The 25,558-nt window shown below is 67.3% G+C and carries 25 protein-coding genes, 1 tRNA gene and 1 riboswitch; of the genes, 15 read left to right on the forward strand and 11 right to left on the reverse strand.

The genetic code is table 11. From position 1 onward, the window contains the following. Nucleotides 1-7 precede the first annotated feature (7 nt). Complete coding sequence (locus tag ACIPVK_RS16960) at nt 8-571, forward strand: TetR/AcrR family transcriptional regulator (RefSeq protein ID WP_407613156.1); 564 nt, start codon at nt 8-10, stop codon at nt 569-571. Between the two features lie 32 nt (nt 572-603). Here the strand turns inward: ACIPVK_RS16960 and cls are convergent, their stop codons facing one another. Next, the gene (gene cls / locus ACIPVK_RS16965; RefSeq protein WP_407613157.1) at nt 604-2,094 is read right to left on the reverse strand and encodes a cardiolipin synthase; all 1,491 of its coding nucleotides are present in this window, start codon (nt 2,092-2,094) and stop codon (nt 604-606) included. Nucleotides 2,095-2,194: 100 nt separating this feature from the next. Between cls and ACIPVK_RS16970 the strand changes: the two genes are divergently transcribed. Beyond that, nucleotides 2,195-3,070: an aminodeoxychorismate lyase gene (locus ACIPVK_RS16970; RefSeq protein WP_407613158.1), complete on the forward strand. Its 876-nt coding sequence runs from the start codon at nt 2,195-2,197 to the stop codon at nt 3,068-3,070. Nucleotides 3,071-3,126: 56 nt separating this feature from the next. Beyond that, a complete protein-coding gene (locus ACIPVK_RS16975) occupies nt 3,127-3,588 on the forward strand; it encodes an NUDIX hydrolase (RefSeq protein ID WP_407613159.1) in 462 nt (153 codons plus the stop codon). Nucleotides 3,589-3,672: 84 nt separating this feature from the next. Here ACIPVK_RS16975 and ACIPVK_RS16980 read toward each other — a convergent pair whose 3' ends face one another. Further along, nucleotides 3,673-6,042, reverse strand: coding sequence for an ATP-binding cassette domain-containing protein (locus tag ACIPVK_RS16980; RefSeq protein ID WP_407613160.1), 2,370 nt, complete (start codon nt 6,040-6,042; stop codon nt 3,673-3,675). A 15-nt stretch (nt 6,043-6,057) separates the two neighbouring features. Then, nucleotides 6,058-6,681, reverse strand: coding sequence for an ECF transporter S component (locus ACIPVK_RS16985; protein WP_407613161.1), 624 nt, complete (start codon nt 6,679-6,681; stop codon nt 6,058-6,060). Between the two features lie 54 nt (nt 6,682-6,735). Continuing rightward, nucleotides 6,736-6,857: riboswitch (TPP riboswitch) on the reverse strand. 71 nt (nt 6,858-6,928) lie between these two features. Here ACIPVK_RS16985 and ACIPVK_RS16990 point away from each other — a divergent pair. Beyond that, on the forward strand, nt 6,929-7,189 hold the full coding sequence (locus tag ACIPVK_RS16990; RefSeq protein ID WP_407613162.1) for a DUF4235 domain-containing protein: 261 nt from the start codon (nt 6,929-6,931) through the stop codon (nt 7,187-7,189). A gap of 97 nt (nt 7,190-7,286) precedes the next feature. Here ACIPVK_RS16990 and mnhG read toward each other — a convergent pair whose 3' ends face one another. The 6 genes from mnhG to ACIPVK_RS17020 are packed head-to-tail and all read right to left on the reverse strand — an operon-like array spanning nt 7,287 to nt 13,638. Continuing rightward, nucleotides 7,287-7,694, reverse strand: a complete 408-nt coding sequence (gene mnhG / locus ACIPVK_RS16995; protein ID WP_407613163.1) for a monovalent cation/H(+) antiporter subunit G — start codon at nt 7,692-7,694, stop codon at nt 7,287-7,289. After that, nucleotides 7,694-7,957, reverse strand: a complete 264-nt coding sequence (locus ACIPVK_RS17000) for a monovalent cation/H+ antiporter complex subunit F (RefSeq protein WP_407613164.1) — start codon at nt 7,955-7,957, stop codon at nt 7,694-7,696. Before ACIPVK_RS17000 ends, mnhG begins: the two co-directional genes overlap by 1 nt. Further along, entirely contained in the window at nt 7,954-8,568 is a 615-nt protein-coding gene (locus ACIPVK_RS17005; RefSeq protein WP_407613165.1) for a Na+/H+ antiporter subunit E, read from the reverse strand. Before ACIPVK_RS17005 ends, ACIPVK_RS17000 begins: the two co-directional genes overlap by 4 nt. Beyond that, nucleotides 8,565-10,193, reverse strand: a complete 1,629-nt coding sequence (locus tag ACIPVK_RS17010; protein WP_407613166.1) for a Na+/H+ antiporter subunit D — start codon at nt 10,191-10,193, stop codon at nt 8,565-8,567. The genes ACIPVK_RS17005 and ACIPVK_RS17010 overlap by 4 nt, the downstream gene beginning before the upstream one ends. Next, nucleotides 10,190-10,654, reverse strand: a complete 465-nt coding sequence (locus tag ACIPVK_RS17015; protein ID WP_407613167.1) for a Na(+)/H(+) antiporter subunit C — start codon at nt 10,652-10,654, stop codon at nt 10,190-10,192. Before ACIPVK_RS17015 ends, ACIPVK_RS17010 begins: the two co-directional genes overlap by 4 nt. Beyond that, a complete protein-coding gene (locus ACIPVK_RS17020) occupies nt 10,651-13,638 on the reverse strand; it encodes a Na+/H+ antiporter subunit A (protein ID WP_407613168.1) in 2,988 nt (995 codons plus the stop codon). The genes ACIPVK_RS17015 and ACIPVK_RS17020 overlap by 4 nt, the downstream gene beginning before the upstream one ends. Nucleotides 13,639-13,885: 247 nt before the next feature. On the opposite strand from ACIPVK_RS17020, the gene ACIPVK_RS17025 reads away from it, so the two are divergent. The 3 genes from ACIPVK_RS17025 to ACIPVK_RS17035 are packed head-to-tail and all read left to right on the forward strand — an operon-like array spanning nt 13,886 to nt 16,802. Then, complete coding sequence (locus ACIPVK_RS17025; protein WP_407613169.1) at nt 13,886-15,229, forward strand: MFS transporter; 1,344 nt, start codon at nt 13,886-13,888, stop codon at nt 15,227-15,229. Between the two features lie 26 nt (nt 15,230-15,255). Then, the gene (locus tag ACIPVK_RS17030) at nt 15,256-16,284 is read left to right on the forward strand and encodes a malate dehydrogenase (protein WP_407613170.1); all 1,029 of its coding nucleotides are present in this window, start codon (nt 15,256-15,258) and stop codon (nt 16,282-16,284) included. A 26-nt stretch (nt 16,285-16,310) separates the two neighbouring features. Next, entirely contained in the window at nt 16,311-16,802 is a 492-nt protein-coding gene (locus ACIPVK_RS17035) for a GNAT family N-acetyltransferase (protein ID WP_407613171.1), read from the forward strand. 86 nt (nt 16,803-16,888) lie between these two features. Here the strand turns inward: ACIPVK_RS17035 and dcd are convergent, their stop codons facing one another. Further along, nucleotides 16,889-17,470: a dCTP deaminase gene (gene dcd / locus ACIPVK_RS17040; protein WP_407613172.1), complete on the reverse strand. Its 582-nt coding sequence runs from the start codon at nt 17,468-17,470 to the stop codon at nt 16,889-16,891. A gap of 180 nt (nt 17,471-17,650) precedes the next feature. Here dcd and ACIPVK_RS17045 point away from each other — a divergent pair, with 180 nt between their 5' ends. Continuing rightward, nucleotides 17,651-18,484: a D-alanyl-D-alanine carboxypeptidase family protein gene (locus tag ACIPVK_RS17045; protein ID WP_407613173.1), complete on the forward strand. Its 834-nt coding sequence runs from the start codon at nt 17,651-17,653 to the stop codon at nt 18,482-18,484. A gap of 143 nt (nt 18,485-18,627) precedes the next feature. Continuing rightward, the gene (locus tag ACIPVK_RS17050) at nt 18,628-19,179 is read left to right on the forward strand and encodes a hypothetical protein (protein WP_407613174.1); all 552 of its coding nucleotides are present in this window, start codon (nt 18,628-18,630) and stop codon (nt 19,177-19,179) included. Nucleotides 19,180-19,299: 120 nt separating this feature from the next. Here the strand turns inward: ACIPVK_RS17050 and ACIPVK_RS17055 are convergent, their stop codons facing one another. Further along, nucleotides 19,300-21,006: a fumarate hydratase gene (locus ACIPVK_RS17055; protein ID WP_407613175.1), complete on the reverse strand. Its 1,707-nt coding sequence runs from the start codon at nt 21,004-21,006 to the stop codon at nt 19,300-19,302. Between the two features lie 110 nt (nt 21,007-21,116). Here ACIPVK_RS17055 and ACIPVK_RS17060 point away from each other — a divergent pair, with 110 nt between their 5' ends. From ACIPVK_RS17060 to ACIPVK_RS17085, 6 genes are all read left to right on the forward strand, one after another. After that, nucleotides 21,117-21,608, forward strand: coding sequence for an SseB family protein (locus ACIPVK_RS17060; protein ID WP_407613176.1), 492 nt, complete (start codon nt 21,117-21,119; stop codon nt 21,606-21,608). A gap of 73 nt (nt 21,609-21,681) precedes the next feature. Next, nucleotides 21,682-22,164 (forward strand): cation:proton antiporter regulatory subunit, encoded by a 483-nt coding sequence (locus ACIPVK_RS17065; protein WP_407613177.1) that lies wholly within the window; start codon nt 21,682-21,684, stop codon nt 22,162-22,164. Nucleotides 22,165-22,180: 16 nt separating this feature from the next. After that, nucleotides 22,181-23,368 carry a cation:proton antiporter gene (locus ACIPVK_RS17070; RefSeq protein ID WP_407613178.1) on the forward strand — a complete coding sequence of 396 codons (1,188 nt, stop codon included), beginning with the start codon at nt 22,181-22,183 and terminating at the stop codon, nt 23,366-23,368. 88 nt (nt 23,369-23,456) lie between these two features. Next, a tRNA-Gly gene (locus tag ACIPVK_RS17075) sits at nt 23,457-23,527 on the forward strand. Nucleotides 23,528-23,629: 102 nt separating this feature from the next. Beyond that, on the forward strand, nt 23,630-24,556 hold the full coding sequence (locus tag ACIPVK_RS17080) for an AEC family transporter (RefSeq protein ID WP_407613179.1): 927 nt from the start codon (nt 23,630-23,632) through the stop codon (nt 24,554-24,556). A 197-nt stretch (nt 24,557-24,753) separates the two neighbouring features. Next, a partial coding sequence (locus ACIPVK_RS17085) for an amino acid ABC transporter substrate-binding protein (RefSeq protein WP_407613180.1) occupies nt 24,754-25,558 on the forward strand: 805 nt, incomplete at its 3' end.

Here is a 25,558-nt window from a genome sequence, read left to right on the forward strand (position 1 = left end):
TGGACCCATGCCACCAACCAAGGCCAGGGCCCTGCAGGCCGCCCTCGAGCTGCTCGGAACCGGCGGAATCCGGTCCCTGACCCATGTGCGCGTCGATGCCCGGGCCGGGCTGCCCAGGGGCTCGACCTCCAACCACTTCCGCACGCGCTCCGCCCTGCTGGTCGGTGCCGTGGAGGAACTCGGTGCCCGGGACTCCGCGGCCTTGGCCCTTGCCCCGCCCCCCGAAAGCGCCGAGGGCCTGCTGGAAATGCTCGGTGCGCAATTCCGTGCCGCCACCACCGGCGACCGGCGGCTTAGCGCCGCGCGCTTCGCGCTGTTCGTCGAGGGCATCGGCCACCAGGAGGTCCGCGATGCGGTCTCCCGGGGACGCGCCGGGTTTGAGGCCCTGGTCGTTCCGCTGCTGGGCAGGCTCGGGTCGGCGGACCCCGAGGTTGCCGCCACGGCCTTGATGTCCGCCTACGAGGGGATGCTGCTTTACCACCTGGCCCGCGGCCACGGGCCGGACCCGCAACCGGTGCTAGAAATGGTCTTGCGCGCTGCCCTGCCTCGGCCCGCGGCGCCACCGCACTAAGTCCCCTGGTTCACCGTCCCGGGTCCCGCCGCCTACTGCAAGGTCGCCGAGAGCCGCGCCACGTTGTCGATCCAGCGGTTCACCGGCGTGCGCCGGTTCCATTGCTCCAGGGTCAGCTCGGTCGAGTTTTCCCGGTAGCTGTCCTGCACCTTCATCAGCTCGCTGACCAAATCCGCCCCCAGCAGCATGAGGGTGATCTCGAGGTTCAGCGAGAAGGACCGCATGTCCATGTTGGAGGACCCCATGACCACCACGTCGTCGTCCACCGCCATGCACTTGGAATGCAGGACCGCCGGGGCCCGGTAGAGGTAGATCCGCACCCCGGCCCGCAGCAGGGCCTCGTAGTAGGACTGCTGGGCATGCTGCACCAGGGCCTGGTCCCCCTTCTCGCAGACGAAGAGCTCCACCGCCACCCCGCGCTGGGCGGCGGTGGTGATGGCATAAAGCAGCGAGTCGTCCGGCACGAAGTAGGGGCTGGTGATCGAGAGCCGCTCGGTGGCCGAATAGATCAGCGTGTTGAACAGCCGCAGGTTGTTTTCCGTCTCGAAGCCCGGTCCGCTGGGCACCACCTGCCCCAGGTCCTCCCCCGCGTCCGGTGCCTCGCGGATCGCCTCCTCCACGACCGCCAGGTCGTGCAGCAGGTCCTCGTCGGATTCCTGCGACCAGTCGGTCGCGAAGACCACGTCCAGGCTGGTCACCAGCGGGCCGTGGACCTTGACCATGAGCTCGACCCATTCCCGGCCGATCTTGTGCGCGCTGCCGCGCTTGTACCCGGGTTCGATGAGGTTCTGGCTGCCGGTGAAGGCCACCTGCCCGTCCACCACCACGATCTTGCGGTGGTTGCGCAAATCCGGGCGCCGCCACCTGCGCTGGAAGGGTGCCAGCGGAAGCATCCGCCGCCAGTTGATGCCCGCGGCGCTCATCCGCCGCAGCAGGGCGAAATAGCCCTTGACGCGCAGCGAGCCCAGGTGGTCGAAAAGCACCCTGACCTTGACCCCGCGGGCCACCGCACGCTCGAGGGCCTCGAGGATCGGGGCGACGTAGTGCTCGTCGTCGCCGATGATGTAGAACTGCACGTGCACGTATAGCCTGGCCCTGTCGATTTCCAGGCGCATCGCCTCGAGGGATTCCTTGTACCCGGTGATGAACTCCACCGCGTTGCCGTCCTGCAGCGGCAGCGCCCCCAGCTTCCGGTTCAGCTCGACCGCCGAGAGCACCCAGTCGGGGGCTTCGGGCGCCCAGGTGCCCCCGCTCAGGTGCTGGGTGGCCTCGAGGATCGATTCGTTGACACTGCGCTGGCGCTCGATGCGGCGCCTCGACAGCTTGATGTTGGCGAAAAGCAGGTAGAGCAGCAGGCCCGCGACCGGCAGGAAGAAGATGGCCAGCAGCCACGCCATCGCGGTGGTGGGGCGGCGGTTGCCGGGCACGATTCCCACCATGGTGATGCGGATGGTCAGCTCGACGCCCACGGCAATCGACCACAGGGCGGCACCAACCGTCAGCGCGTCGTTGCCTGCTTCCATGGATCCCTCCTTGCCAAAGTCGGTTTCCCGGCCATACCCCACCCTACCGCCAGCACGGCGCGCACCGGAGAACCACTTTCGCGGCGGTAATCTGGTAGCCATGACTGCACTTGTGTTCCTTGACCCCGACTTTTCCGCCGGCCGCGTCGCCGATGCCGCAACCGCCCAGCTTTCGGTCCTCGACCAGGGAGTGACCCGCGGGGACGGGATCTTCGAATCCGCGCTCTACGCCAACGGGGTCGTGCGCAAGCTCGACGCCCACCTGGCGCGGTTGCGCGTCTCGGCCTCGACCAGCGACCTGTTGATTCCGCACGAGGAGGCCTGGCGCGCGGCGATCGCCACCGCCGTGGCCGAGTTCGATGCCGCCACCCCGTGCGAGGAAGCGGTCGTAAAGCTCGTGGCCACCCGCGGCACCGAGGGTACGGACCACGGCACGTCCTGGGTCATGGTCTCCGCGGCCCCCGAGCTGGGACGCCGGCAGCGCGAGAGCGGGGTCTCGGTGATCTTCCTGGACCGCGGCTACGACTCGAAGGTTGCCGAGCGCGCCCCCTGGCTGCTGATGGGCGCCAAGACGCTGTCCTACGCGGTGAACATGGCCGCACTGCGCCATGCCAAGAAAATGGGAGCGGATGACGTCATCTTCGTTTCCAGCGACGGAATCGTCCTGGAGGGCCCGACCTCCACGGTGCTGATCGCGCACCGCGACGGGGACACCAAGCGCCTGATCACCCCGACCCTGGAGACCGGCATCCTTCCGGGCACGACCCAGGGCGCCATCTTCACCGCCGCGCGGGAAGCCGGGTGGGAACTGGGCTACGGGCCGTTGACCCCGCAGAACCTGATGGATGCCGAGGGCGTCTGGCTGGTCTCCAGCGTCAGGCTGCTCACCCCGGTGAATTCGATCGACGGCACCGCCATCGCCCGCGACGGCCAGCTGCATGCCGAGCTCACCGCCATGGTCGACGCCATCCAATAAGGGACTTTCCCGCATCCAGTCCCCCGGCGGATGCCGCGCAGGAATCGAGGTATCCCATGCAAGAACTGTTCCAGCTGGTGCCCGCCGCCTACGTGGTGCTGCGCCGCGGCGGCCAGGTGCTGTTGCAGCTGCGGCAAAACACCGGTTTCATGGACGGGCACTGGGCCTGCGCCGCGGCCGGGCACGTCGAGGCCGGAGAATCGGTGGGCTCCGCAGCGGTGCGCGAGGCGGCCGAGGAAACGGGGTTGCGGCTGGAGCCGCGGGACCTGCTCCCGCTGGCCACCCTGCACCGCACCAACGGCGGGGATTCCCCGCGCGCCCAGCGCGTGGACTTCTTCTTCGCCGCCACCCGCTGGGACGGGGAGCCGAGGATCATGGAGCCGGAGAAGTGCGCGGCCCTTGAATGGTTCGATTTGGATAAGCTGCCCGATCCCATGCCGGAACACGAACGCTACGTACTTGAAAACCTTGCGGCCGGGGCGTTGCCGGCCATCGCCTCCATGGGTTTCGGTGCCTAGCCACCGCTCCGGGAAACGAACGGGTCCCCCTCCCTGCGCGCATGGCAAGATGCACCGGGACCGGGACCCATCGTGTCTCCACCACTAGGTCCAGACCAGGTTCCAGGTTCCCAGCGCGACCGCGGCCCAGGTGGCGGCGGCGCCCAGCAGCAGGCCCGCGGCAACGATGCCCGCATCGCGGCGCCCGTACACCGATTCCCTGAGCCAGGTCCGCTCGTTGGTGCCGAAGCCCTTGGCCTCCATGGTCACCGCCAGGCGCGAGGCCCGGCGGATGGCCTGGACCAGCAGGCCAAAGACCTGCCCCAGGTTGGCGCGCATCCGCTGGCCCACCGAGCCGCGGCTGCCCACGCCCCTTGCGCGCCGGGCCATGCCCAGCGTGGTCCATTCCTCGATCAGCAACCCCAGCAGCCGCATGCCGGCAAGCGCCCCGAGCACGAAGCGGTGCGGAAGCCGCGCCTTCTGCGCCAGCGCATTGGCCAGGTCCGTGGGGTCGGTCGTGAAGAGCACCAGCACCGCGGGGATGGCCACGGCGAAGGCCCGCAGGCCGGTGGCGGCACCGGCCGCCAGCGACCCCTCGGTCACGTCGAAGATGCCCAGGTCCAACAACACCGCCCCGGAGTCGTTGCCCACCAGCGCGGTCCCCCAGGCGCCGAAGAGCGCCGCCAGCAGCAGCGGCCAGCCCCGGGCCAGGAAGCGCGGGATCGAGAGCCCGGCCAGCGGCAATGCCAGGACGGTCGCCAGGACCACCAGGGAGCTGCTGGCCCAGTCCATCGAGGCCACCAGCGGGATCGTTGCCAGTGCGACGGCGACCAGCTTCGCCAGCGGGTTCGCCCGGCCCAGGAAGCTGGCCCCGCCGCGGACATCGGCCTCCAGCAACCCGGGGCGGACCTCCGCGTCCGGGGTCCGGTCCCGGGTGCCCCGGGCATCGAGGACGAATTCGTGGGCGCCCAGTGCGCGGGCGAAGTCGGCGTCGTGGGTCACGGCGATGATCGCCGTGCCGCCCTCCAGCTCCTCGCGCAGCAGCAGTGCAAGCTCGCGCCAGGTATTGGCGTCCTGCCCGAAGGTCGGCTCGTCCAGGATCAGGACCTGCGGGGAGGAAGCCAGGACCGTGGCCACCGAGAGCCGCCGCTTTTCCCCGCCCGAAAGGGTGAAGGGGTTTGCCTCGGCCAGGTGGCCCAGCCGCAGCCGCTCCAGCAATGACTCGACCCGCGAGGCGATTTCCTCATCGGTGAACAGCGGGTCCCGGGTGCCCTGTTTGACCGCGTGCTTCGGGCCGAAGGCCAGTTCCTCGGCCACCGTGTTGGTGACGAATTGGTGTTCGGGTTCCTGGAACACCGAGCCGATGCGGCCCACCAGCTCGGTGGCGCGCCAATGGTAGGGGCGCGATTCGGAGCCGGCCGCCAGTTCCGCGGTGGCCAGCACCGTGCCGGCGGCCGCCGGCAGCAATCCCCCGAGGGTCAGCGCGAAGGTCGACTTGCCCGAGCCGTTGGCCCCGCGCACGCACCAGGCCTCGCCCGCCGCAAGGCGCAGGTCAAGCCCGTCGGCGGCCGGAACACCGCCGCGCTTCCGGGCGACGGCCAGGGCACTGGCCTCGAGCAGCAGGGTGCCGCCTTCCGCGCGCTCATCCCCGGCGCCGATGGCGGGGGTGTATCCGGGCACCCAGACCCCGGCGGAGATCAGTTCCTCGCGAACCTCGCCGGGCCCGAAGAGCTCCTGCGGGGTCCCGTCGTGGGCGATGCCCCCGCCCGGTTCCAGCACGATGACCCGGTCCATGTGCGGCGCCCAGGCTTCCAGCCGGTGTTCGACGATCAGCAGGGTCGCACCGGTGGCATCCAAGGCCCGGATCACCGCGTCGCGGACCTCCAGCACGCCGGCCGGGTCGAGGTTCGCCGTCGGCTCGTCCAGCAGGACCAGCCCCGGGCCCATGGCCAGGATCCCGGCCAGGGCCAGGCGTTGCTTTTGCCCGCCCGAGAGCGCCGCGGTGGGGTGCTCCGGCGGGACGTCGAGCCCCACGGCGTCGAGGGCCTCGATGATGCGCCGGGAGATCTCTTCCGGCGGCACGGAGAGGTTTTCGGCGCCGAAGGCCACGTCGTCCCCGACCCGGGCCTGGACGACCTGGGTCTCGGGGTCCTGTTGCATGAGCCCGACCAGTCCCCGGCCCTGTGCCGCCGGCGTTCCGTCGAGCAGGAGCTCGCCGGAGGAATAGGCATCGTCGTCCTCGTGCAGGACCCCGGCCAGGGCGTAGAGCAGCGTGGATTTGCCGGCACCCGAGGGCCCGGCCAGCAGCACCCGCTCCCCGGCGCGGATTTCCAGGTCAAGGCCCCACAGTGCAGGTTGGGCGCGGTCGGCATGCCGCCACCCCCAGTTGCGGGCGCTGACGGACACGGCCGAGGCCAGCCGGCGTTCCTTGCCGGGGGCGTCGGCTTCACGGTGCAGCATCGAATGTGAAGTCATGAAGGCGACCGCGGCCTAGATGATGGGTTCGGTGGCTGCCTTGCGGCTGGCAAGGGCTCCGAGGGCGCCGGTCTTGGCCAGGGCACGGGTGGCGAAGAAGGACAGCAGCCCGGCGATGACGACTCCCGAGATGGTCATGAACGCGATGTATGCGAAGAGCATGCCGGTGGTGTATTCGGGGAACCAGCGGAAGATGAAGGTGTCGTTGACGCTGCCGAAGAGTCCCGCCGCGCCACCGGCCAGCAGTGCCACGGGCAGGTTGAACTTGCGGTAGCGGAACGCGCCGAAGACCAGCTCCGCGCCGAGGCCCTGGATCAGGCCGGAGGCCAGGACGGTCAGCCCGAATTCCGAACCCATGAGCGCCGAAACCATGGCGGCGACCAGTTCGCAGAACAGTGCGGCGCCGGGCTTGCGGATGATCAGCGCCCCGAGCACCGCGGGGAAGAGCCACATGCCCGAGACCAGGGCGGCCGAGGGCGGGAAGGCCAGGAACAGCACGTCGAGCAGGTGGTGGGTGCTGTTCCAGGCCCAGAAGATGACGCCCGAGGACACGGCGATGACGGCGGCGATGACGATGTCGACGACACGCCAGGACTTGCTGGCCGTGTGGTGCCCGGCGGGCTGGTTGGCGATGCTCATGGTGGAGATCCTCCTTGGATTCAAGGAGGGGAGGGAACGCGTCTATGCGAACGCACCCCTGAGAACTCGACTTCCTTCGCCGGTACTAGCCGGGGCAGGTTCGAGGGTCTGCGGCTCTCCGCACTCTCAGCGCCTTGGTGCGAATTTCTCCGCACGACGCTCCCCTGTCGTGATTGTTTCAGTCCTATGATGCTACCTCACGCTATGCTGGGGCAGGTACCGTTGCCCGCAACATTTGGGAGTTCCCGTGAACAGCTTGATGAAACTCGTCGGCCCGCTTATTTCGATCGCCGCAGGATTCGTGGGTGGAAAGATCGTTGACAAGGCCTGGATCGGATTCACCGGCCAGCAGCCGCCCAAGCACGGCAACAAGGAGGCCCAGGCCGAGGCCAGCATGCGCCAGGCGATTGTCTTCGCCGTGCTTTCGGCCACGACCGCCGCCCTGATCCAGGTGCTCACCGACCGCGGAACCCAAAGGGCCCTGGCCCGGTTCGCCAAGAAGGCCTAACACCACAAACGATTCAGGTGCCCACGGATTTCCCGTGGGCACCTGAATCGTTTCCGGCGCTCCCCTGGATCCCGGGCAGGGATGCGCGCCGCGGGGCCTAGTCGATGAAGTCGGTGCGGTCCCGCGTTCCGCCCCGGCCGCTTTCGTCTTCCTCCCGCTGTTCAGCGGCCTCGACGACCGCCGCCAGCTCATCCGCAACGAGGGTCTCGCGCTTGAGGTGCCGCGTCCGGTAGCCGGCGCGCCCCACCATGTGCGCCGAGACCGGTGCGGTGAGCAGCTGCAGCAGCCACGCCAGCGCCAGCACCGGCAGCACGGCCCAGGAACGCAGTTCCAGCCCGAGCGCCGCCAGCAGCAGGAACAGTCCCAGCACCTGCGGCTTGGTCGCGGCGTGCAGCCGCGAGAGCAGGTCGGGGAAGCGAAGCATGCCGATTCCCGCGGCCAGGGACATCAGGGATCCGACGATCATGAACGTCCCGGCGACGATGTCGATGATGGTGTCAAGCATCAGGCGTTCCTCCGGTCCGTGACGAAGCGGGAAACCGTGACCGAGCCGACGAACCCGACCAGGCATGCCAGCAGCACGAAGACCAGGTTGTTGGTGTGCCTGTTGACGGTCATCTCGATGCACAGCGCCGCGGAGATGATCAGCAACAGGACATCGGTGGCGATGACGCGTTCCAGGATGGACGGTCCCATCGCCAGCCTGGCGATGGCCAGGCAGGCGGCAATCGAGAGCGTGATTCCGCAGATCCACAAGACGATGTTCATGAGGTTGCTCCGTGTTCCTTGCTCGGTGCCTTCTTCTCGGCCTTCAGCGCGGCCAGCTCTTCGGTGGTGCCCATCATCCGGATCAGCCGTTCCTCGATCAGCAGGACCGATGCGCGGGCCTTTTCCACGCCCGCCTGGTCGTTGACGTTGAGCACATGCAGGTACAGCGTGGAGCTCCGGCGGTCCACCTCCACGACGTACGAGCCGGGCACCAGCGTCAGCACGTGGCCCACGAAGGTGACCAGCAGGTCCGACTCCGTGCGCAGCGTGACGGTGATGACCGCGCTGGTGGTCCGCGGCCCGCGAAACACCGCCAGGTACATGACCTCGAAGCTGGCCAGTGTCACGTCGCGCAGGAAAGCCCCGACGAAGACCACCGCGCGCCAGATGTTGAAGCGTCCCGAGAGGATCACCGGCGGCAGGCGGAAGACCCGCACCAGCAACAGCGAGATCAGCAGCCCGAAGACCAGGTTGCCGAGGGCAAAGTCCTGCCAGAGCGCGCCCCAGACCAGCGTCATGCCGAGCAGCAGCGGAATTTCCTGGCGCAGCGTGGAGCGCTGGCGCTGCCCGTGCTCGTCCTTGGCATCGGCCAGACGTTGTTCCCGGCTCATCGCGATTGCCCCTCTCCGGCGCCGAGTACGGCCTCGATGTAGTTGCCCTCGTCCAGCATCTGCCCGGCCACCCGGTCACTGAAGTCGAAGAGCGGCCCGGCGAACACCGTCAGGGCCACGCCCACCAGCACCAGGGCCGCGGTCATGGCGAGCATGCCGTTGGGCAGCAGGGCGGCGTTTCCGCGGTCGGAATAGCGGCTGGCCGGTTCGTCGGCGACGATGTCGTAGGTGGCGCCGCGGGCCGCGGAGACGCCCACCAGCAGCAGCGGGTCCGGGTCCGTGGCGTCCTCGGCATTGCGCCAGAACGCCCTGTTCCAGATGCGCGCGACGGCCAGCAGCGTCAACAGCGAGGTCAGCAGGGACACGCCGACCAGCACCCAGGCCATGGGCGTGCCCAGCTCGGCGCCGCCCTGGACCAGCCCCAGCTTGCCCAGGAACCCGGAGAACGGCGGGATGCCGCCCAGGTTCATGGCCGGGACGAAGAAGAGCAGGGCCAGCAGCGGGGAGAGCTTCGCCAGGGAGCCGAGCCGGTCGATGTTCGAGGTCCCGGCGCGGCGTTCGATGAGCCCGGCCACCAGGAACAGCGAGGTCTGCACCACGATGTGGTGGGCCACGTAGTAGATGGTGGCGCCCAGGCCCAGCTGGTTGCCCACGGCGACGCCGAAGATCAGGAAGCCGATGTGGCTGGTCAGCGTGAAGGAAAGCATGCGCTTGATGTCGGTCTGCGCCACGGCGCCCAGGATTCCCACCAGCATGGTCAGCCCCGCCACAAGCATCAGCGCGTCGGAGAGTTGGTTCCCGGGGAAGAGCAGGGTCTCGGTGCGGATGATGGCGTATACGCCGACCTTGGTCAGCAGCCCGGCGAACACCGCGGTGACCGGCGCTGGCGCCGTCGGGTAGGAGTCCGGGAGCCAGAAGGACAGCGGGAAGACCGCGGCCTTGATCCCGAAGGCCACCAGCAGCATCACGTGCAGCACCGTCTGGGTGCCCGGGGAGATGTCCGGCAGCTTCTGGGCCAGGTCGGCCATGTTCACGGTGCCCACGGCCGCGTAGATCATGCCGATGGAGATCAGGAACAGCAGCGAGGAGGCCACCGAGACCACCACGTAGGTGGTCCCGGCGCGGATGCGCGCGGTGGTGCCGCCCAGGGTCAGCAGCACGTAGGAAGCGGTGAGCAGTATCTCGAAGCCCACGTACAGGTTGAACAGGTCCCCGGCCAGGAAGGCGTTGGACACGCCCGCCACCAGGATCAGGTAGGCCGGGTGGAAGATGGACACCGGCCCGTCCTCGTCCCCGTCGGCCAGGCCCTGGCTGGTGGCGTAGAGCAACACGGCCAGGGAGACGATGGTGGAGACCACCAGCATGAAGGCGGAGAACCCGTCCACGACCATGGAGATGCCGAAGGGCGGTGCCCAGCCGCCGAGCGTGACCGAGTAGGTCCCGCCGTCCCAGACCAGGGCCAGCATCCAGGCCTCGAGGCACAGGGTGGCCACGAGGACGCCGATGGTCACCGCGCGCTGGGTGCGCTGCTTGCGGCGCAGGATGAAGGCCAGTGCCGCGCCGAAGATCGGCAGGGCCACCGCCAGCGGGGCAAATGAAACGGCGGTCAGTGGTGCATCGATCATGCGCGCGGCCCCTCGTCCTTGGTGTCTTCTGCGGGCACGAGCCCGTCCCCCTCGAATTCGGTGGTGTCCTCGGGAACCGGGGAGTCTTCCTCGAAGTCGAAGGTCGACTGCTGCGAGACGCGACGGTCCTCGTCGTCGTCGGCGACCACGTCGGCCCGGGAGATCACCCAGGAGCGGTAGATGATGCCCAGCATGAACGCGGTCACCGCGAAGGTGATCACGATGGCCGTGAGGATCAGCGCCTGGGGCAGCGGGTCGCTGTATTGCTCAGCGTCGAGCCCCGCCTGGTACAGCGGGGCCTGCCCGCGGCGGCCGCCGGCGGAGAGGATCAGCAGGTTCACGCCGTTGCCCAGGACCACGATGCCCAGCAGCACCCGGGTGAGGGAACGCTCCAGCAGGAGGTAGATCCCCACGGCGAAAAGGATGCCCATCACTATGAGCAAGGTGATATTGGTGCTCAACGTCCCACTCCCGTCTCCGCGTCGGAAACCATGTCATGCGTGTCGGTGGGGCTGCGGCCCTCGGAGCGGTCGTCGATTTCCGAGCCCAGGGAGCGCAGCACGTCGATGACCAGCCCGACCACCACCAGGTAGACCCCGATGTCGAAGAGCGTCGAGGTCACGAACTTTTGCTCCCCGAAGAGCGGCCAGGTGAATTCGATGGCGGCGGAGGTGAACATCTGCGCGCCGAAGAACAGCGGTCCCACGGCCGTGAGCGCCGCGAGCCCCAGCCCGGTGCCCATGAGCGTTCCCGGGCTCACCGGGGTGGACTCGGTCAGCTCCACCCGGCCGCCGGCCAGGTAGCGGATGGTCAGGGCCAGCCCGGCCAGCAGGCCGCCGGCAAAGCCGCCGCCGGGGGTGTTGTGCCCCGCCAGCAGCAGGTACACGGAGGCCAGCAGGATGGTGTGGAAGAGCAGCCGGGTGACGACCTCGAAGGTGATGGAACGCCGCTCCGGCGCCAGCGTGTGGCCGGCCACCAGCCAGGAGTCCTTCTTGGAGATCGCGAAGTTCCGCGCCACGGACAGTCCCGCGCGGCTCGGGGACTTCCCGCCGATGGCCTCGGAGCCGTGGTCCACCGACCCGGAGGGCACCGCGGAGACGCGCAGGCGCTTGTCCCCGCGCCCACGCACGAAGATCAGCGAGGCGACCCCGGTGGCGGCCGCGGCCAGCACCGTGATCTCGCCGAAGGTGTCCCAGGCGCGCATGTCCACCAGGGTCACGTTCACGATGTTCTTGCCCGCCCCGCCGGTATAGGCGAGTTCCGGGTAGGCCAGCGAAATGGGGTCCGCGACGCGCGAGGCCATGGCGGTGGCGGCGATGTAGATCATCGAGGCGCCGAAGCCGATGCCGATCAGCGCACGTCCCAACCGGTGGCCCGTGGGGTTCTTGGCCCACAGTTCCACGGGCAGTGCGCGCAGGGCCAGCACGAAGGCCACCAGCACGATGGTTTCCACCAAAAGCTGGGTGACGGCCAGGTCGGGGGCGCCCTGCAGCGCGAAGATCGCCGCCATGCCGTAGCCGCTGACCGAGACCATCAGCACGGCCAGGAAGCGCCGGTTGGCCTGCACGGCCCCGATGGCGCCCACCACCATGACGAGCCCGATGACCAGCTGCGCGGGGTGGTCGAAGGCGATGAAGTTCCCCGGGGCCGGGGTGCTGAGCCAGATCGAGGTCGTCGCCGGCAGCACCAGCGCCACGGTCAGGATCACCACGAGGTAGAAGGAGAGGGAACCGCGCTGGGTGCGGCCGGTGAGCCAGATCGCCAGGTTGTCCAGGACGGTGATCGTGAACTTGTAGTCGCGTTCGGCGTCGAAGACCGGCGGGACCTTGGCCTGGAAGGCAAAGACCTTGCCGCGGGCCAGGAAGAGCAGTGTGCCGGCCACCATGGTCAGGGCGCTCAGGCCCAGCGCCGGGGTGAACCCGTGCCAGAGTCCCAGGTGGATGGGGGCGTCCGCGGCGGCGAAGAGCCCGAGGTACGGCTCGATGGTCCCCTCAAGCACTTGCGGGATCCAGGCGAAGACCACGGTGGCCGCGGTGAGCACGAGCAGCGGCGTGAGGAACAGCAACGGCACCTTCGGGAAGGCGGTGGCCTTCATGCCGGCCTTGGCGGCAAAGCCGCCCCAGAGGAAGCGCGCGGAGTAGGCGAAGGTCAGCATGGCCCCGATGACCACGCCGACGAGCAGCACCGCGCCGGCGGCGCCATTGCCGTTGGCATGTTCCAGCAGGGACTCGAACACCGCTTCCTTGGCCACGAAGCCGAAGACCGGAGGGAGCCCTGCCATGGAGGCGGCGGCGATCGCGGCGACGGCAAAGAGCAGCGGCGAGGACTTGTAGAGCCCGGAGAGCTGGTGGATGTCCCGGGTGCCGGACTTGTGGTCGATGATGCCCACGATCAGGAAGAGCGTTGCCTTGAAGAACCCGTGTGCCAGCATCATGGCCAGGCCGGCCAGATAGGCGTTGGGGGTGCCCATGCCCAGGATCAGGATCAGGAAGCCGAGTTGGGAGACCGTGCCGTAGGCCAGCAGCAGCTTGAGGTCGTGTTGCCGCAGCGCCCGCCAGCCGCCGATCAGCATGGTGGCCAACCCGACCCAGAGCAGCATGGGCTGCCAGAAGGCGGTCTCGGCAAAGCCGGGGGCAAGGCGCGCGACCAGGTAGATGCCCGCCTTCACCATGGCCGCGGCGTGGAGGTAGGCCGAGACGGGAGTCGGGGCGGCCATGGCACCGGGCAGCCAGAAGTGGAAGGGGACCAACGCGGACTTGGAGATCGCCCCGATCAGCACCAGGGCAATGGCCACGTCGATGTAGGTGCCCAGGGCGGTGAGCTCCGGCGCCTTGGCCAGGATCTCGGAGATGCGGTAGGTGCCCGCGGCGTGGCCGAGCATGATCAGCCCGGCCAGCATCGTCAGGCCGCCAAAGGTCGTGACCATCAGGGCGGTGAGTGCCGAACGCCGGGCGCTCATGCGGGTCCGGTTGAAACCGATCAGCAGGAACGAGAGGATCGTGGTCAGTTCCCAGAAAATGAAGAGCAGGAGCATGTCGTCGGCGGTCACCAGGCCGAACATGGACGCCGCGAAGGCCAGCAATTGGGCGCCGAAGGCACCGGTGTGTGGATCCTCGTTCTTGAAATAGCGTGCGCAGTAGAACAGCACCAGGGCCCCGATGCCCAGCACCAGGAGGCACAGCACCGCGGAAAGCGCATCCATCCGGAAATCAAGATGGGCGTTCAGCGGGCCGATCCAGCTGTAGAGCTCGGACGGCGGTGCATTGGGCCCGCCGCTGGCGACGGCCTGGTCGGAGCCCGTGAATGCCGAAAAATTCGCCACCAGCCAGACGAAGGCCAACGCCGGAACGGCAGCCAAAACGTAGAACGTCGATCGGCCCAGAAGTCGAAAAATTAATGGCGCAATTCCGGCAACTGCAAAAAGCGCAATCAGGACAAGGAGCACACGTATCTCCTATGGTCGGCGGGCCAGTGCCCTGGCAGCAAAACGGTCAAAAAGGCAGATTCCAGCCTATCAGCCGACACCTCCCGCCAAGCGATTTGACCCGGGATTAAGCTGATGAAATCTCGCGGAATAATTCGCCTTTCCGGATTGTTTAAGACCCGTGCCGCAATGGACATTTCCGCGGCACGTCAGCGGGCATTATTCCGTTGCGTCCCCGTTGTTGGTTCGATGCGGCTACGATGCACCCATGAGCGAGTTTCCTGCGGCACCGTCGGCCTCGACCGACCGGCAGAGAATTGTCACCAAGCCGGTCGTGGCATGGGCTTCCTGGGACTGGGGGTCGGCCGCCATCAACGCGGTGATGACGACCTTCGTCTTCACCGTCTACTTGACCAGCGACCTCTTCGGGAACAAGGACGCCAATTCGGTGGTCCTGGGCAATGGGCTGGCGATCGCCGGCGTGGCCATTGCGCTGCTGGCCCCGGTGACCGGGCTGCGCTCGGATGCCGGGGGGCGCCGCCGCTTATGGCTGGGCGTGAACACGGTGATCGTCGCGGTGCTCACCGCGGCCTGCTTCTTCGTTTTCCCCGAACCGCGATTCCTGGTCCTCGGCGTTACGCTCATTGCGCTGGCCTCGGTCTTCGCCGAGTTTGCGACGGTGAACTACAACGCCATGCTGCCGCAGATTTCCACGCCCTCCACCATTGGCAAGGTCTCGGGGTTTGGCTGGGGCATGGGCTACCTCGGCGGAATCCTGGCCCTGGCCATCGTCCTGTTCACGCTGGTGACCCCGCTCTTCGATTGGGCGGGCGCCTCGGAGGCCGATGCCCTGAACCTGCGCCTTGTCGCGGTGTTCTCCGCGGTCTGGTTCCTGGGCTTCGGGCTCCCGGTGCTCTTCGCCGTCCCCGAGATCCCCGGCGAATCGGGCGGGCCGCGCTTCACCGTCCTGCAGTCGTACGCCGAGCTGTGGCGCCGGATCGTCGCCCTGGCCCGCACCGACCGCCACACCGTCTTCTTCCTGCTGGCCAGCGCGGTCTTCCGCGACGGGCTGGCGGCCGTGTTCACCTTTGGGGGCATCATCGCCGCAGGCACCTTCGGGTTCCCGCTGCAGCAGGTGATCATCTTCGCCATCGTCGGCAACGTCGTCGCGGCCGCCGGCGCCATGGTCGGCGGGCTGCTCGATGACAAGATCGGCCCCAAGCGCGTGATCATCGCCTCGCTCATCGGGCTGCTGGTGGCCGGCACGGGGGTCTTCCTCTCCCCCGGCGCCTCGGGCTTCTGGATCTTCGGTTTGCTGCTCTGCCTGTTCGTCGGTCCGGCCCAGTCCTCCAGCCGCGCGTTCCTGGCCCGGCTGGCCCCCGTCGGACAGGAAGGCGAGCTCTTCGGCCTCTACGCCACCACCGGGCGCGCGGTCAGCTTCCTGGCCCCGGCACTGTTTGCGGCGGCAATCGCCCTGGCGGCACCCCACGTGGCCGAGGCCCAGCGCTACGGCATCCTGGGCATCCTGGCCGTCCTGCTGCTCGGGCTGCTCCTGCTGATTCCGGTGCGTGCACCGCGCCACGGGCCGACGCCGCTGGAACGTGGCCTTTGACGGGCATTGATGGTTGCATGGGTGCCATGAGCGCACAGGAACCCCGGACCGTGACCGTGACCGGTGCCGGCGGGCAGATCGGCTATGCGTTGCTATTTCGCATCGCCTCGGGGGCCGTGTTCGGGCCGGGCACCCCGGTCAGGCTGCGCCTGCTGGAGATCCCGGCGGGCCTGAAGGCCGCGGAGGGCACCGCCCTCGAGTTGCAGGATTGCGCGTTCGCCGCCCTGGACTCGGTCGAGGTCACCGAAAATGCCGCCCGCGCCTTCGACGGCACCAATGTTGCGCTGCTGGTCGGTGCCCGGCCGCGCGGCCCGGGCATGGAACGCGGGGACCTGCTCTCGGCCAACGGCGCCATCTTCGGCCCCCAGGGCGCGGCCATCAACGCCGGCGCCGCCGACGACGTAAGGGTCCTGGTGGTGGGCAACCCCGCGAACACCAACGCGTTGATCGCCGCGGCCCATGCACCGGATGTCCCCGCCGAACGCTTTACCGCCATGACGCGCCTGGACCACAACCGGGCGCTGGCGCAGCTGGCCGGCACCCTGGATGTCCCGGTGGCCTCGATCGGAAACATCATCATCTGGGGCAACCACTCGGCAACCCAGGTCCCCGACATCTCCCACGGCGTCCTCACCGGCGCCGATGGCGCCCAACGCCCCCTGCCGGACGCCCTGGCCGAGGCCCTCGGCGGTGCAGGCAAGGTGGCGACGTGGCTCGATGAGACGTTCATTCCGCGGGTGGCCAAGCGCGGGGCGGAGATCATCGAGGTCCGGGGTTCTTCCTCGGCGGCATCGGCGGCGGCCGCGGCCATCGACCACGTCCGCGACTGGGTCCGGGGAACCACGGGTTCCTGGACCTCGGCGGCGGTGCTTTCCGACGGATCCTATGGCGTGCCGCGGGGATTGGTCAGTTCCTTCCCGGTCAACTCCCGTGACGGTGCCTGGGAGATCCAGCAGGGACTTTCGGTGGCCGCGGACGTGCGGGCCCGGATCGAGGGCTCCGTGAGGGAACTCGAAGAGGAACGCGACATGGTCAAGTCCCTGGGGCTTGTCTAAGACGGGGAATCCCGGAAAGGAACCGGATGGTGGAGCACGGCGCAGTTTTGCATATCGACGGGCTGGAGGTCGCGGTGCGCGATGCCGTCCAGGGCGACCTGCCCGCGCTCCTGGCGATGCTCGCCGACGACCCCTTGGGCGCATCCCGCGATCCCGGCTTCGACGCAGACTTGGAACCCTACCTCGCTGCCTTTGCCGCCATCGACCGGGATCCGGCGCACCGGCTGCTGGTGTGCGAGAGCGCGGGTCAAGTGGTCGCCATGCTGCAGCTGTCCTTCATTCCGGGTCTTTCCCGCCGCGGGGCCTGGCGCGCCCAAATCGAGGCGGTGCGCACCCACGCCGACTTCCGCGGCCGCGGCCTGGGCCAGGGGTTCATCCAGTGGGCCATCGGGCACGCACGCGACCGTGGCTGCTCGCTGGTGCAACTGACCACCGACAAGAGCCGCTCCGATGCCCATCGTTTCTATGAGCGGCTGGGGTTCGAGGCAAGCCACGAGGGCATGAAGCTGGTGTTCTAAAGGGATTCTCCGCAACCACCGGCACCGGCCCACAGACGCGTTCGGGCCCCGAGGAATCGGGGCCCGAACGCGTCATTGTCTTGTTGTCAGTTTTCCAGCGTGGTCCTGTGGAAGTTCAGGTGGCTGCGCGACGCGGTGGGTCCGCGCTGGCCCTGGTAGCGGTTTCCGTAGGCACCGGACCCGTAGGGGTGCTCGGCCGGGGACGAGAGCTTGAAGAAGCACAGCTGCCCGATCTTCGAACCCGGCCACAGCTTGATGGGGAGCGTCGCCATGTTGGACAGTTCCAGGGTCACATGGCCAGAGAAACCGGGGTCGATGAAGCCGGCTGTGGAGTGGGTCAACAAACCAAGTCGTCCCAGCGAGCTCTTGCCCTCGAGGCGGGCGGCGATATCCGTGGGAAGCGTGACCGTTTCATAGGTGGAGCCCAGGACGAATTCTCCCGGGTGCAGGATGAACGGCTCATCCGGCTCGACTTCCACCAAACGAGTCAGCTCGGGCTGGTCCAACGCCGGATCGATGTGGGCATATTTGTGGTTGTCGAAAAGCCGGAAGAACCGGTCGATCCGTACGTCCACGCTTGCCGGCTGGACCATCGCCGGGTCGAAGGGGTCGAGCTTAATACGTTCGGAGGCCAGCTCGCGTCGAATATCACCATCAGAAATCAGCACAGTACCCAAAATATCCCATTTGGCGCGTGGTTCCGGCATCGGAGACCAGGGTGCATGCATGGCGAGGGGCCGATCGCGGCCCGGGACGGGGAATATGCGCCCGCTTTGCATGGGCGGAACCATGGGGTCTGCGGTTATCCTGAAAGGGCTCCATCCAGCTTTATCCCCGAAAGGGACATCGTGTCTTTGTTTCGTGCCGGCCTTCCCGCCCTCCTCTTGGGCGCCTGCCTGGTGCTGGCGGCCCCGCTCGCCGCACAGGCCGCCCCCATGGATGCCGCGGCGGCACAGGTGCGTGCCGAAAAACCGGCGAAACCACCGACCACGAAAGAGCTGACCAAGGACCAGGACTCCTATCTGGCGCTGGTGAGCCGCGACCACCCGTTGGATCCGGCGAACTACAAGCCCAAGGACCTGCGAACCGTTTCCGGTACCGGCATGGAGCTGCGCAAGGATGCGGCCACGGCGCTCGAGAGCCTGCTCAAGGCCTCGCGCAAGGACGCACAGTCGCTGAGTGTGCTCAGCGCCTACCGCTCCTACGACCGGCAGATTGCGCTGTTCAACGGTTACAAGGCCCGCTACGGGACCGACTACGCCACGCGGATTTCGGCACCGGCCGGCACCAGCGAACACCAGCTCGGGCTCGCGGCGGACATCGGTCTCAGCAGTGGCGTGTGCAACCTCAAGGCCTGCTTCGGCGAGACCGAGGGCGGAAAGTGGTTGGCAGCCAACGCTGCGGACTTCGGATTCATTATCCGCTACCCGGCCGACGGCGAAAAGGTGACCGGCTACAAATACGAGCCGTGGCATCTTCGCTTTATCGGCGTGGACCAGGCCAAGGCCATGGAAAAGTCCAAGGCCGGCACCTTCGAGGCGTTCCACGCGGCCCTGGTCAAGGCCTCCAAGGTCAAGCCGCCCACCGCGGCCCAGATCAAGAAGCAGCGCGAGTCGCTGCTGATCCTGCGGTTCCTGCCGCCCTACCGCGACTGGTCGATCGGCTACGACTTCGCCCGTTAGGCAGTCCTCCCGGCAGCTGCCCGCATTCTTCCCGGTGTGCAGCAATGCTGCATGGAATCGGGGAGCCCCGTTGCGCTTTTCCGCCGGCCACACAACAAATTCCGCCTACGGGGTCGGGCGGCATTTCGCATAGCATGGCGTCCATGCCCAACGCTGAATCCGCCGCCCTCACGGAGAACTTTCACCCGTTCAAGCTATTTCTGCCGGGCGGCATCCCGATCCACGGCAACTATGCGCGCTTTGGCGGCACGCTGTATTCCAGTCGGACCACGGACCGGTTAACCGGCAACGGCAGCGACCCGCAGTTGGTCATCATCGAGACAGGCAAGCGGCCTGGCTCCGAATGGGAACTGACACTCGAGCACCGGGGAAGCTCCCACACGGAATGGACCAAGGTGATTGCCCTGTCCCGGGCCGAGGAGACCTTCCGGTGCCTGGGGACCGTTTTCTGGCGTGGCCTGAAGATGGGCGGCCTGGATTACCTGCCCGAGGGCAACTTGATCGGCGGCTACCTGGGGTCGGTGCCGCCAAGACTCCAGGAACGGCTCAAGGGATTGCGCCATCTCCACCAGGTGGATCGTTCGGTGTGGCACGGATACGTGCCGCTGGATGAAATCGAGGAGCTGGCAATCCGCCGGGAACCGTGGCCTGAACGGCCTCGCGCCCCTTGGTGGGAAATTCCCCGCGGGCCCTGACCATCGCGATGCCGCGGGGACGGGTCGGCACTTCGGCACGGCAGCCCAAGACAAAGGGCACCGTCGGATGCCGGCTTTCGCCCGCATCCGACGGTGCCCCGGGGTCCTGCCCGCCGCGGCCTACTTGGCGCGGACAGGGATTCCCGTGAAGGTCGGCTTGGAGGTCTCGGCAAAGAAGTCGTTGCCCTTGTTGTCCACCACGATGAACGCGGGGAAGTCCTCGACCTCGATCTTCCAGATCGCTTCCATGCCGAGCTCCTCGTATTCGACGACCTCGACCTTCTTGATGCAGTCAAGTGCCAAACGTGCTGCCGGGCCGCCGATGGAGCCGAGGTAGAAGCCGCCATGCGCGTTGCACGCGTCGGTGACCGCCTTGGAGCGGTTGCCCTTGGCCAGCATGACCATCGAGCCGCCGGCGGCCTGGAACTGGTCCACGTAGGAGTCCATGCGCCCGGCCGTGGTCGGGCCGAACGAACCCGAGGCCATGCCTTCGGGGGTCTTGGCCGGACCCGCGTAGTACACCGGGTGGTCCTTGAGGTATGCCGGCATGTCCTCTCCGGCGTCCAGGCGTTCCTTGATCTTGGCGTGCGCGATGTCGCGGGCAACGACCAACGGGCCGGACAGCGACAGGCGGGTCTTGACCGGGTGCTTGTCCAGTTCAGCCAGGATCTGGGCCATCGGCTGGTTCAGGTCGATCTTCACCACGGAGGAGCCGCCGGTGCCGGTGACGCCGTCGGTCTCGTCATCGTGCGCGGCCAGCGCCGGGTGCGATTCGTCGGGCATGAAGCGGGCCGGATCCGTCTCCAGCTGCTCCACGAACACGCCCTCGGGGGTGATCTTGGCCAGCATCTGGCGGTCGGCCGAGCAGGAGACGGCGATGGCCACCGGCAGCGAGGCGCCGTGGCGCGGCAGGCGCACCACGCGCACGTCGTGGCAGAAGTACTTGCCGCCGAACTGGGCGCCGATGCCGAAGTTGCGGGTCAGTTCCAGGACCTGCTCCTCGAGCTCGATGTCGCGGAAGCCGCGGCCGGTCATCGCCCCGGTGGTCGGCAGGTTGTCGAGGTACTTGGCCGAACCGTACTTGGCGGTCTTCAGCGCGAACTCGGCGCTGGTGCCGCCGATGACGATGGAGAGGTGGTACGGCGGGCACGCCGCGGTGCCCAGCGAGCGCAGCTTCTCGTCCAGGAAGCGCAGCATGGCGTTCTCGTTGAGGATGGCCTTGGTTTCCTGGTACAGGAAGGACTTGTTGGCGCTTCCGCCGCCCTTGGCCATGAGCAGGAACTTGTACTGGTTCTCGTGGCCCGGCTCGGTGTCGGCGTAGATCTCGATCTGCGCCGGCAGGTTGTTGCCCGTGGACTTTTCCTCCCACGTGGTCAGCGGTGCCAGCTGCGAGTAGCGCAGGTTCAGCGTGGTGTAGGCGTCGTAGATGCCCTTGGACAGGTCCTTTTCGTCCGGGCCCTGGGTCAGCACCTGCTGGCCGCGCTTGCCCATGACGATCGCGGTTCCGGTGTCTTGGCACATGGGCAGGATGCCGCCGGCGGCGATGTTGGCGTTCTTGAGCAGGTCAAGGGCGACGAACTTGTCGTTGGGGCTGGCTTCCTCGTCGTCGAGGATGTTGCGCAGCTGCTGCAGGTGGGCCGGGCGAAGGTAGTGCGAAATGTCATGCAGCGCGGTGGTGGCCAGCTGCTGCAGCGCCTCGGGGTCGACCTCGAGGTACGTCCGGCCACCCGGACCCTCGACGGTGCGGACACCCTCGGTGGAAATCTGGCGGTAGGTGGTCTCGTCCGCCCCGATGGGCAGGAGGTCTTCGTACTGGAATTCGGGCATGAGGCTTCCTCGCAAAAGATTCAAATCGTTTCCCCCTAGTTTAGGACGGTTGGGCGGGCAACCGGACATTGGGTTGCGCCGACGGGCGCAAAGTAGACATGCTTGGGAGCATGAGCGAAGAGAACCAGCAAGCCAAGTCCACCGAAGGCACCGACGACATCCAGGCGGCACTGGGCATCGAACCGAAGGTCACCGGCAACGAACCGGCCACCCATTTTGAGATGATGATCCGCGCGGCACAGAACGACCCTGCTCTCAACGGCCAAGTCATCTCGTCATTGATGAATTCGGAAGTTTATTTCCTCAGTCGAGAGGAAGTCGCCGGCGAAGCCCGCAATGCCCAGCCCATGATCCTGCAAAACGCCTCGGGCGACCCGGTGATCGCGTTGTTTACCCACCTGGCCCGGATCCCCGGCGCCTACATCGACGTCGCCCCGTATGGCGTCCAGGTGCTCGGCGGCACAGTCGTCCGCTCGCTGCAGGACACCGGGCTGGTCATCAACCCGGGGCACGAGCTGTGCTTCGAGATCGATGCCGCCGGGGTGAAGACCATCCGGGAGGAATTCAACCTCGACGGAACACCGAAGGACCCCTCGAAGTAGGGCCACAAATCCCCCGGGTGTCGCCCGCCATCCCCTAACTCCGTTTCCAAGCCCGGAGGTCTACAGTGGGAGCATGGATTTTGAAGATACGTCGTTGCCCGGGCTCGGCGTCCGTCGCGAAATAATCCTCGCTTCAGGACGCCGGGTGGGCGTGGTGATCCTGCGTGACGGAACCATGCAGTTGATCATTTCCCAGCGCGATGACCCCGACGCCTGTGCCGCGTCCATTCCGCTGAGCGTTGAGGAAGCCGGTGCCATTGGCGCCATGCTCGGTGCCCCGCAGCTGGTGACACAGCTGTCCGACCAACACCGCGAGCTGCCCGGGGTCAACACCCAACAATTCGTGCTGAGCCACGAAAGCCCCTATGTGGACCAGACGCTGGGCGACACCCGCCTGCGGACCCGCACGGGCACCTCCGTCGTCGCCATTTCCCGCAGCGGAAAGGTCTTCCCCTCCCCCACCCCCGATTTTGAACTCAATGCGGGGGACGTGCTGATCATCGTCGGCACCTCTGCAGGGTTGGAAAACGCAGCGCACCTGATCAACGACGGCTAGGGGAGGTGCATGGCTGATGCACGGCACTGCGCTAATACTCGTTGAGCTCGGCGCCGTCTTCTTGGGGCTTGGCCTGCTGGGACGCCTGGCGGCGAGAATCGGCATGTCACCGGTTCCGTTGTACCTGCTCGGCGGCCTGCTCTTCGGCACCGGGGGCGTGGTCAACCTGGAAGGGGTCTCGGAGTTCGGGGAGATCGCCAGCGAGATCGGCGTGATCCTGCTGCTGCTGATGCTCGGGCTGGAATACACCGCCCGGGAACTCGTCACGGGCCTGAAGGGTTCGTGGCTTGCGGGCGTCGTTGACCTGGTCCTGAATTTCACCCCGGGAGCCGCCCTGGCCCTGATCATGGGATGGGGAGTTGCCGGGGCCTTGGTCCTGGGCGGTGTCACCTATGTGTCGTCCTCCGGCATCATTGCCAAGGTGCTCTCCGACCTGGGCAGGTTGGGCAACCGCGAGACGCCGGTGGTCCTGTCCATCCTCGTGCTCGAGGACCTCGCGATGGCCATCTACCTGCCGGTGCTCACCGCCACCCTGGCCGGGCTCGGTTTCCTGGGCGGCCTGCGTGCGGTGGGCATTGCGATGGGCACCATCACGCTGGTGTTGTTGGCCGCCTTGCGCTTCGGGCCGCAGATTTCACGGCTGATCCATTCCGCGGACCGGGAAAACTTCCTGCTCAAGCTCATCGGCGCCGCGCTGCTGGTCGCTGGGCTGGCCTCGGCGTTGCAGGTCTCCGCGGCGGTGGGCGCCTTCATGCTCGGCATCGCCATTTCCGGGTCGACGGCGCACTCGGCAACCAAGGTCCTTGAACCGCTGCGGGACCTTTTTGCCGCCATCTTCTTTGTGGTCTTCGGGTTGAACACCGATCCGACCAGCATTCCCGCGGTCCTGCCCATGGCCATTCTGTTGGCGATCGTCACCTCTTTGACGAAGGTCGCCACCGGGGTCTGGGCGGCGAAGCGGGCCGGCATCGGGATCCCGGGACGGGTCCGCGCCGGTGTCGCGTTGATTGCCCGAGGCGAGTTTTCCATTGTCATTGCCGGTTTGGCGGTGGCCTCCGGTGCCATCACCGGGGAACTTGCCGCGCTGGCAACGGCCTACGTGCTGCTGTTGGCTGTCCTGGGCCCCGTGGCAGCCCGCCTGGCCGAGCCGCTGGCCAGGCCGTTCATGCCCAAGGCGTCGCCGGCGCCCGACGTCGCTTTTTGACGCGCCGGGATTCCCGATTAGGTTTTGGCACCCCACCTTGGGATATGCTGTTTTCTGCCCGGGACGCCAATAGGCTTCCCGGAGCACTGCGGGCGTAGCTCAATGGTAGAGCGCCAGCTTCCCAAGCTGGACACGCGGGTTCGATTCCCGTCGCCCGCTCGCTATGAAATTGGGACCCGGCCTGCGGCCGGGTCCCAATGCGTTAAAGGGGCACCCCTCGGTGCGGTGCGCCGAATAGGGGAAAGTGGGAATCCAAGTCCAATGAATGGCGTACTGTCTGGTTTTGCCGTGGTGTGGACCGTCATCGTAGTGGGCTACTTCGTCGGTCGAAGCGGCGTGCTGGGCGAAAATGCCCGCTACGTGCTGAACCGGCTCACCTTCTTCGTGGCCAGCCCCGCCCTGCTGTTCACCACGCTGGCAGATTCGGACCCCGCATCGGTGCTCGGCCCTTTCCTGGGCGTTGCGGCGATTTCATCCCTCGCCACCGCCGTCGTTTTCGTGCTGGTGACGCGCTGGTGGTTGCGGCGCGACCTGACCGAGTCGACCATCGGCGCGATGAGCGCGTCCACCGTGAACTCGGCCAACCTCGGGTTGCCCATTGCCCTCTATGTCCTGGGCGACATGGCCCACGCTGCTCCCGTGATCCTGTGGCAGCTGGCATTGTTCTCCCCGGTGTGCCTGGCCATCCTGGATGCCAGCACGTCCCGGCATCGCACCACGGTGTTTTCGATGCTGGTCCAGACCTTGAAAAACCCGATGATCGTCGGTTCCCTGGCGGGTCTGGTGTGCGCGCTCTTCGACCTGGAGCTCCCCCAGCCGCTGGCCGATCCGATTGAGCTCATTGCCGGTGCCTCCATCCCGGCCATGCTCATTGCCTTCGGCATTTCCCTGGTCGGCTCCAAGCCGCTGGAGGCCTCCGGCGGCCGCCGCGCGGATACGCTGCTGGCCACGGGTATGAAGTTGTTCTTCCAGCCCGTGGTGGCCTGGGTCCTGGCGGTGTGGCTCTTCCGCCTGGACAGCGACGCCGTGTTTGTCGCGGTGGTCATGGCGGCGCTGCCCACCGCCCAGAACATCTTTGTGACGGCCTCACGCTACGAGCGCGGCGTCGTGTTGGCCAAGGATACGGTCCTGCTCACCACGATCGTCGCGGTGCCGGCCATGATGTTGGTCCCCCTGCTTCTGACCTGAGGCGCGCGGGCGGTCCCAAACGGGCCGGATGCGACGCGGCGTCGACGCATGGCGGAATATGGGGCTTATGCCAGCCCCACCTCCGTGTTAGCGTCTGATCAGGATCCATGTGCCACTCCGTAGAGCGGCTCCTTGCACCAGGGGCCCCGGTCCCCCGCCGGCGCATGGACGATTGCCACCGAAAGGACCGTTTCCCCATGAAGCGCCAACTCATCGCCCTCATGACCACCGCCTTCATCGCCCTGGCCGCAACCGGCTGCGGCGGCTCTTCCGAGCCTTCGGGCTCGCCGGCGGCCAGCGGTACCGCCACCGGGCTGACCCTCAAGCAGGTCCAGGACGCCGGGGTGCTGACGGTCGGCACCGAGGGCACCTACAAGCCTTTCTCCTTCCACGAGGGCGGAACCGGCCCGCTGACCGGATTCGACGTCGAGGTGATCACCGCGGTGGCCGGGAAACTGGGCGTGGAACCGAAGTTCGAGGAAACCCAGTGGGATGCGATCTTTGCCGGGCTGGAATCCGGGCGCTTCGACGTGATCGCCAACCAGGTCTCCATCACCCCCGAGCGCGAGGCCAAGTACGAGTTCTCCACGCCGTACACCGTTAGCACCGGCGTCATCGTGACCGAGGCCGGGAACAGCGATATTTCCTCGTTCGCGGACCTGAAGGGCAAGACCACCGCCCAGTCGCTGACGAGCAATTGGTACCAGCTGGCCAAGGACTCCGGGGCACAGGTTGAGGCCGTGGAGGGCTGGGCCCAGGCCATCACGCTGCTGAAGCAGGGCCGCGTGGACGCCACCGTCAACGACAAGCTGACCTACCTGGATGCGCAGACGACCAAGCAGGACGACGGCATCAAGATCGCCGCCGAAACCACCGACAAGTCACTCAGTGCCGTGACATTCCGCCAGGGCAGCGAGGACCTGCGCAAGGCCGTGGACAAGGCACTGGCCGAGCTCTCCGCGGACGGCACGCTGGCCAAGATCTCCGAGAAGTACTTCGGGG

The sequence above is a fragment of the Paeniglutamicibacter sp. MACA_103 genome, from assembly GCF_045798555.1.
Lineage (GTDB): Bacteria > Actinomycetota > Actinomycetes > Actinomycetales > Micrococcaceae > Paeniglutamicibacter.

Excerpts from the sequence above, each read along its gene's own strand:
- ACIPVK_RS16960 (WP_407613156.1), top strand. The coding sequence starts at position 8 with ATGCCACCAACCAAGGCCAGGGCCCTGCAGGCCGCCCTCGAGCTGCTC.
- cls (WP_407613157.1), bottom strand. The coding sequence starts at position 2,094 with ATGGAAGCAGGCAACGACGCGCTGACGGTTGGTGCCGCCCTGTGGTCG.
- ACIPVK_RS16970 (WP_407613158.1), top strand. The coding sequence starts at position 2,195 with ATGACTGCACTTGTGTTCCTTGACCCCGACTTTTCCGCCGGCCGCGTC.
- ACIPVK_RS16975 (WP_407613159.1), top strand. The coding sequence starts at position 3,127 with ATGCAAGAACTGTTCCAGCTGGTGCCCGCCGCCTACGTGGTGCTGCGC.
- ACIPVK_RS16980 (WP_407613160.1), bottom strand. The coding sequence starts at position 6,042 with ATGACTTCACATTCGATGCTGCACCGTGAAGCCGACGCCCCCGGCAAG.
- ACIPVK_RS16985 (WP_407613161.1), bottom strand. The coding sequence starts at position 6,681 with ATGAGCATCGCCAACCAGCCCGCCGGGCACCACACGGCCAGCAAGTCC.
- mnhG (WP_407613163.1), bottom strand. The coding sequence starts at position 7,694 with ATGCTTGACACCATCATCGACATCGTCGCCGGGACGTTCATGATCGTC.
- ACIPVK_RS17000 (WP_407613164.1), bottom strand. The coding sequence starts at position 7,957 with ATGAACATCGTCTTGTGGATCTGCGGAATCACGCTCTCGATTGCCGCC.
- ACIPVK_RS17005 (WP_407613165.1), bottom strand. The coding sequence starts at position 8,568 with ATGAGCCGGGAACAACGTCTGGCCGATGCCAAGGACGAGCACGGGCAG.
- ACIPVK_RS17010 (WP_407613166.1), bottom strand. The coding sequence starts at position 10,193 with ATGATCGATGCACCACTGACCGCCGTTTCATTTGCCCCGCTGGCGGTG.
- ACIPVK_RS17025 (WP_407613169.1), top strand. The coding sequence starts at position 13,886 with ATGAGCGAGTTTCCTGCGGCACCGTCGGCCTCGACCGACCGGCAGAGA.
- ACIPVK_RS17030 (WP_407613170.1), top strand. The coding sequence starts at position 15,256 with ATGAGCGCACAGGAACCCCGGACCGTGACCGTGACCGGTGCCGGCGGG.
- ACIPVK_RS17035 (WP_407613171.1), top strand. The coding sequence starts at position 16,311 with ATGGTGGAGCACGGCGCAGTTTTGCATATCGACGGGCTGGAGGTCGCG.
- ACIPVK_RS17050 (WP_407613174.1), top strand. The coding sequence starts at position 18,628 with ATGCCCAACGCTGAATCCGCCGCCCTCACGGAGAACTTTCACCCGTTC.
- ACIPVK_RS17055 (WP_407613175.1), bottom strand. The coding sequence starts at position 21,006 with ATGCCCGAATTCCAGTACGAAGACCTCCTGCCCATCGGGGCGGACGAG.
- ACIPVK_RS17060 (WP_407613176.1), top strand. The coding sequence starts at position 21,117 with ATGAGCGAAGAGAACCAGCAAGCCAAGTCCACCGAAGGCACCGACGAC.
- ACIPVK_RS17065 (WP_407613177.1), top strand. The coding sequence starts at position 21,682 with ATGGATTTTGAAGATACGTCGTTGCCCGGGCTCGGCGTCCGTCGCGAA.
- ACIPVK_RS17070 (WP_407613178.1), top strand. The coding sequence starts at position 22,181 with ATGCACGGCACTGCGCTAATACTCGTTGAGCTCGGCGCCGTCTTCTTG.
- ACIPVK_RS17080 (WP_407613179.1), top strand. The coding sequence starts at position 23,630 with ATGAATGGCGTACTGTCTGGTTTTGCCGTGGTGTGGACCGTCATCGTA.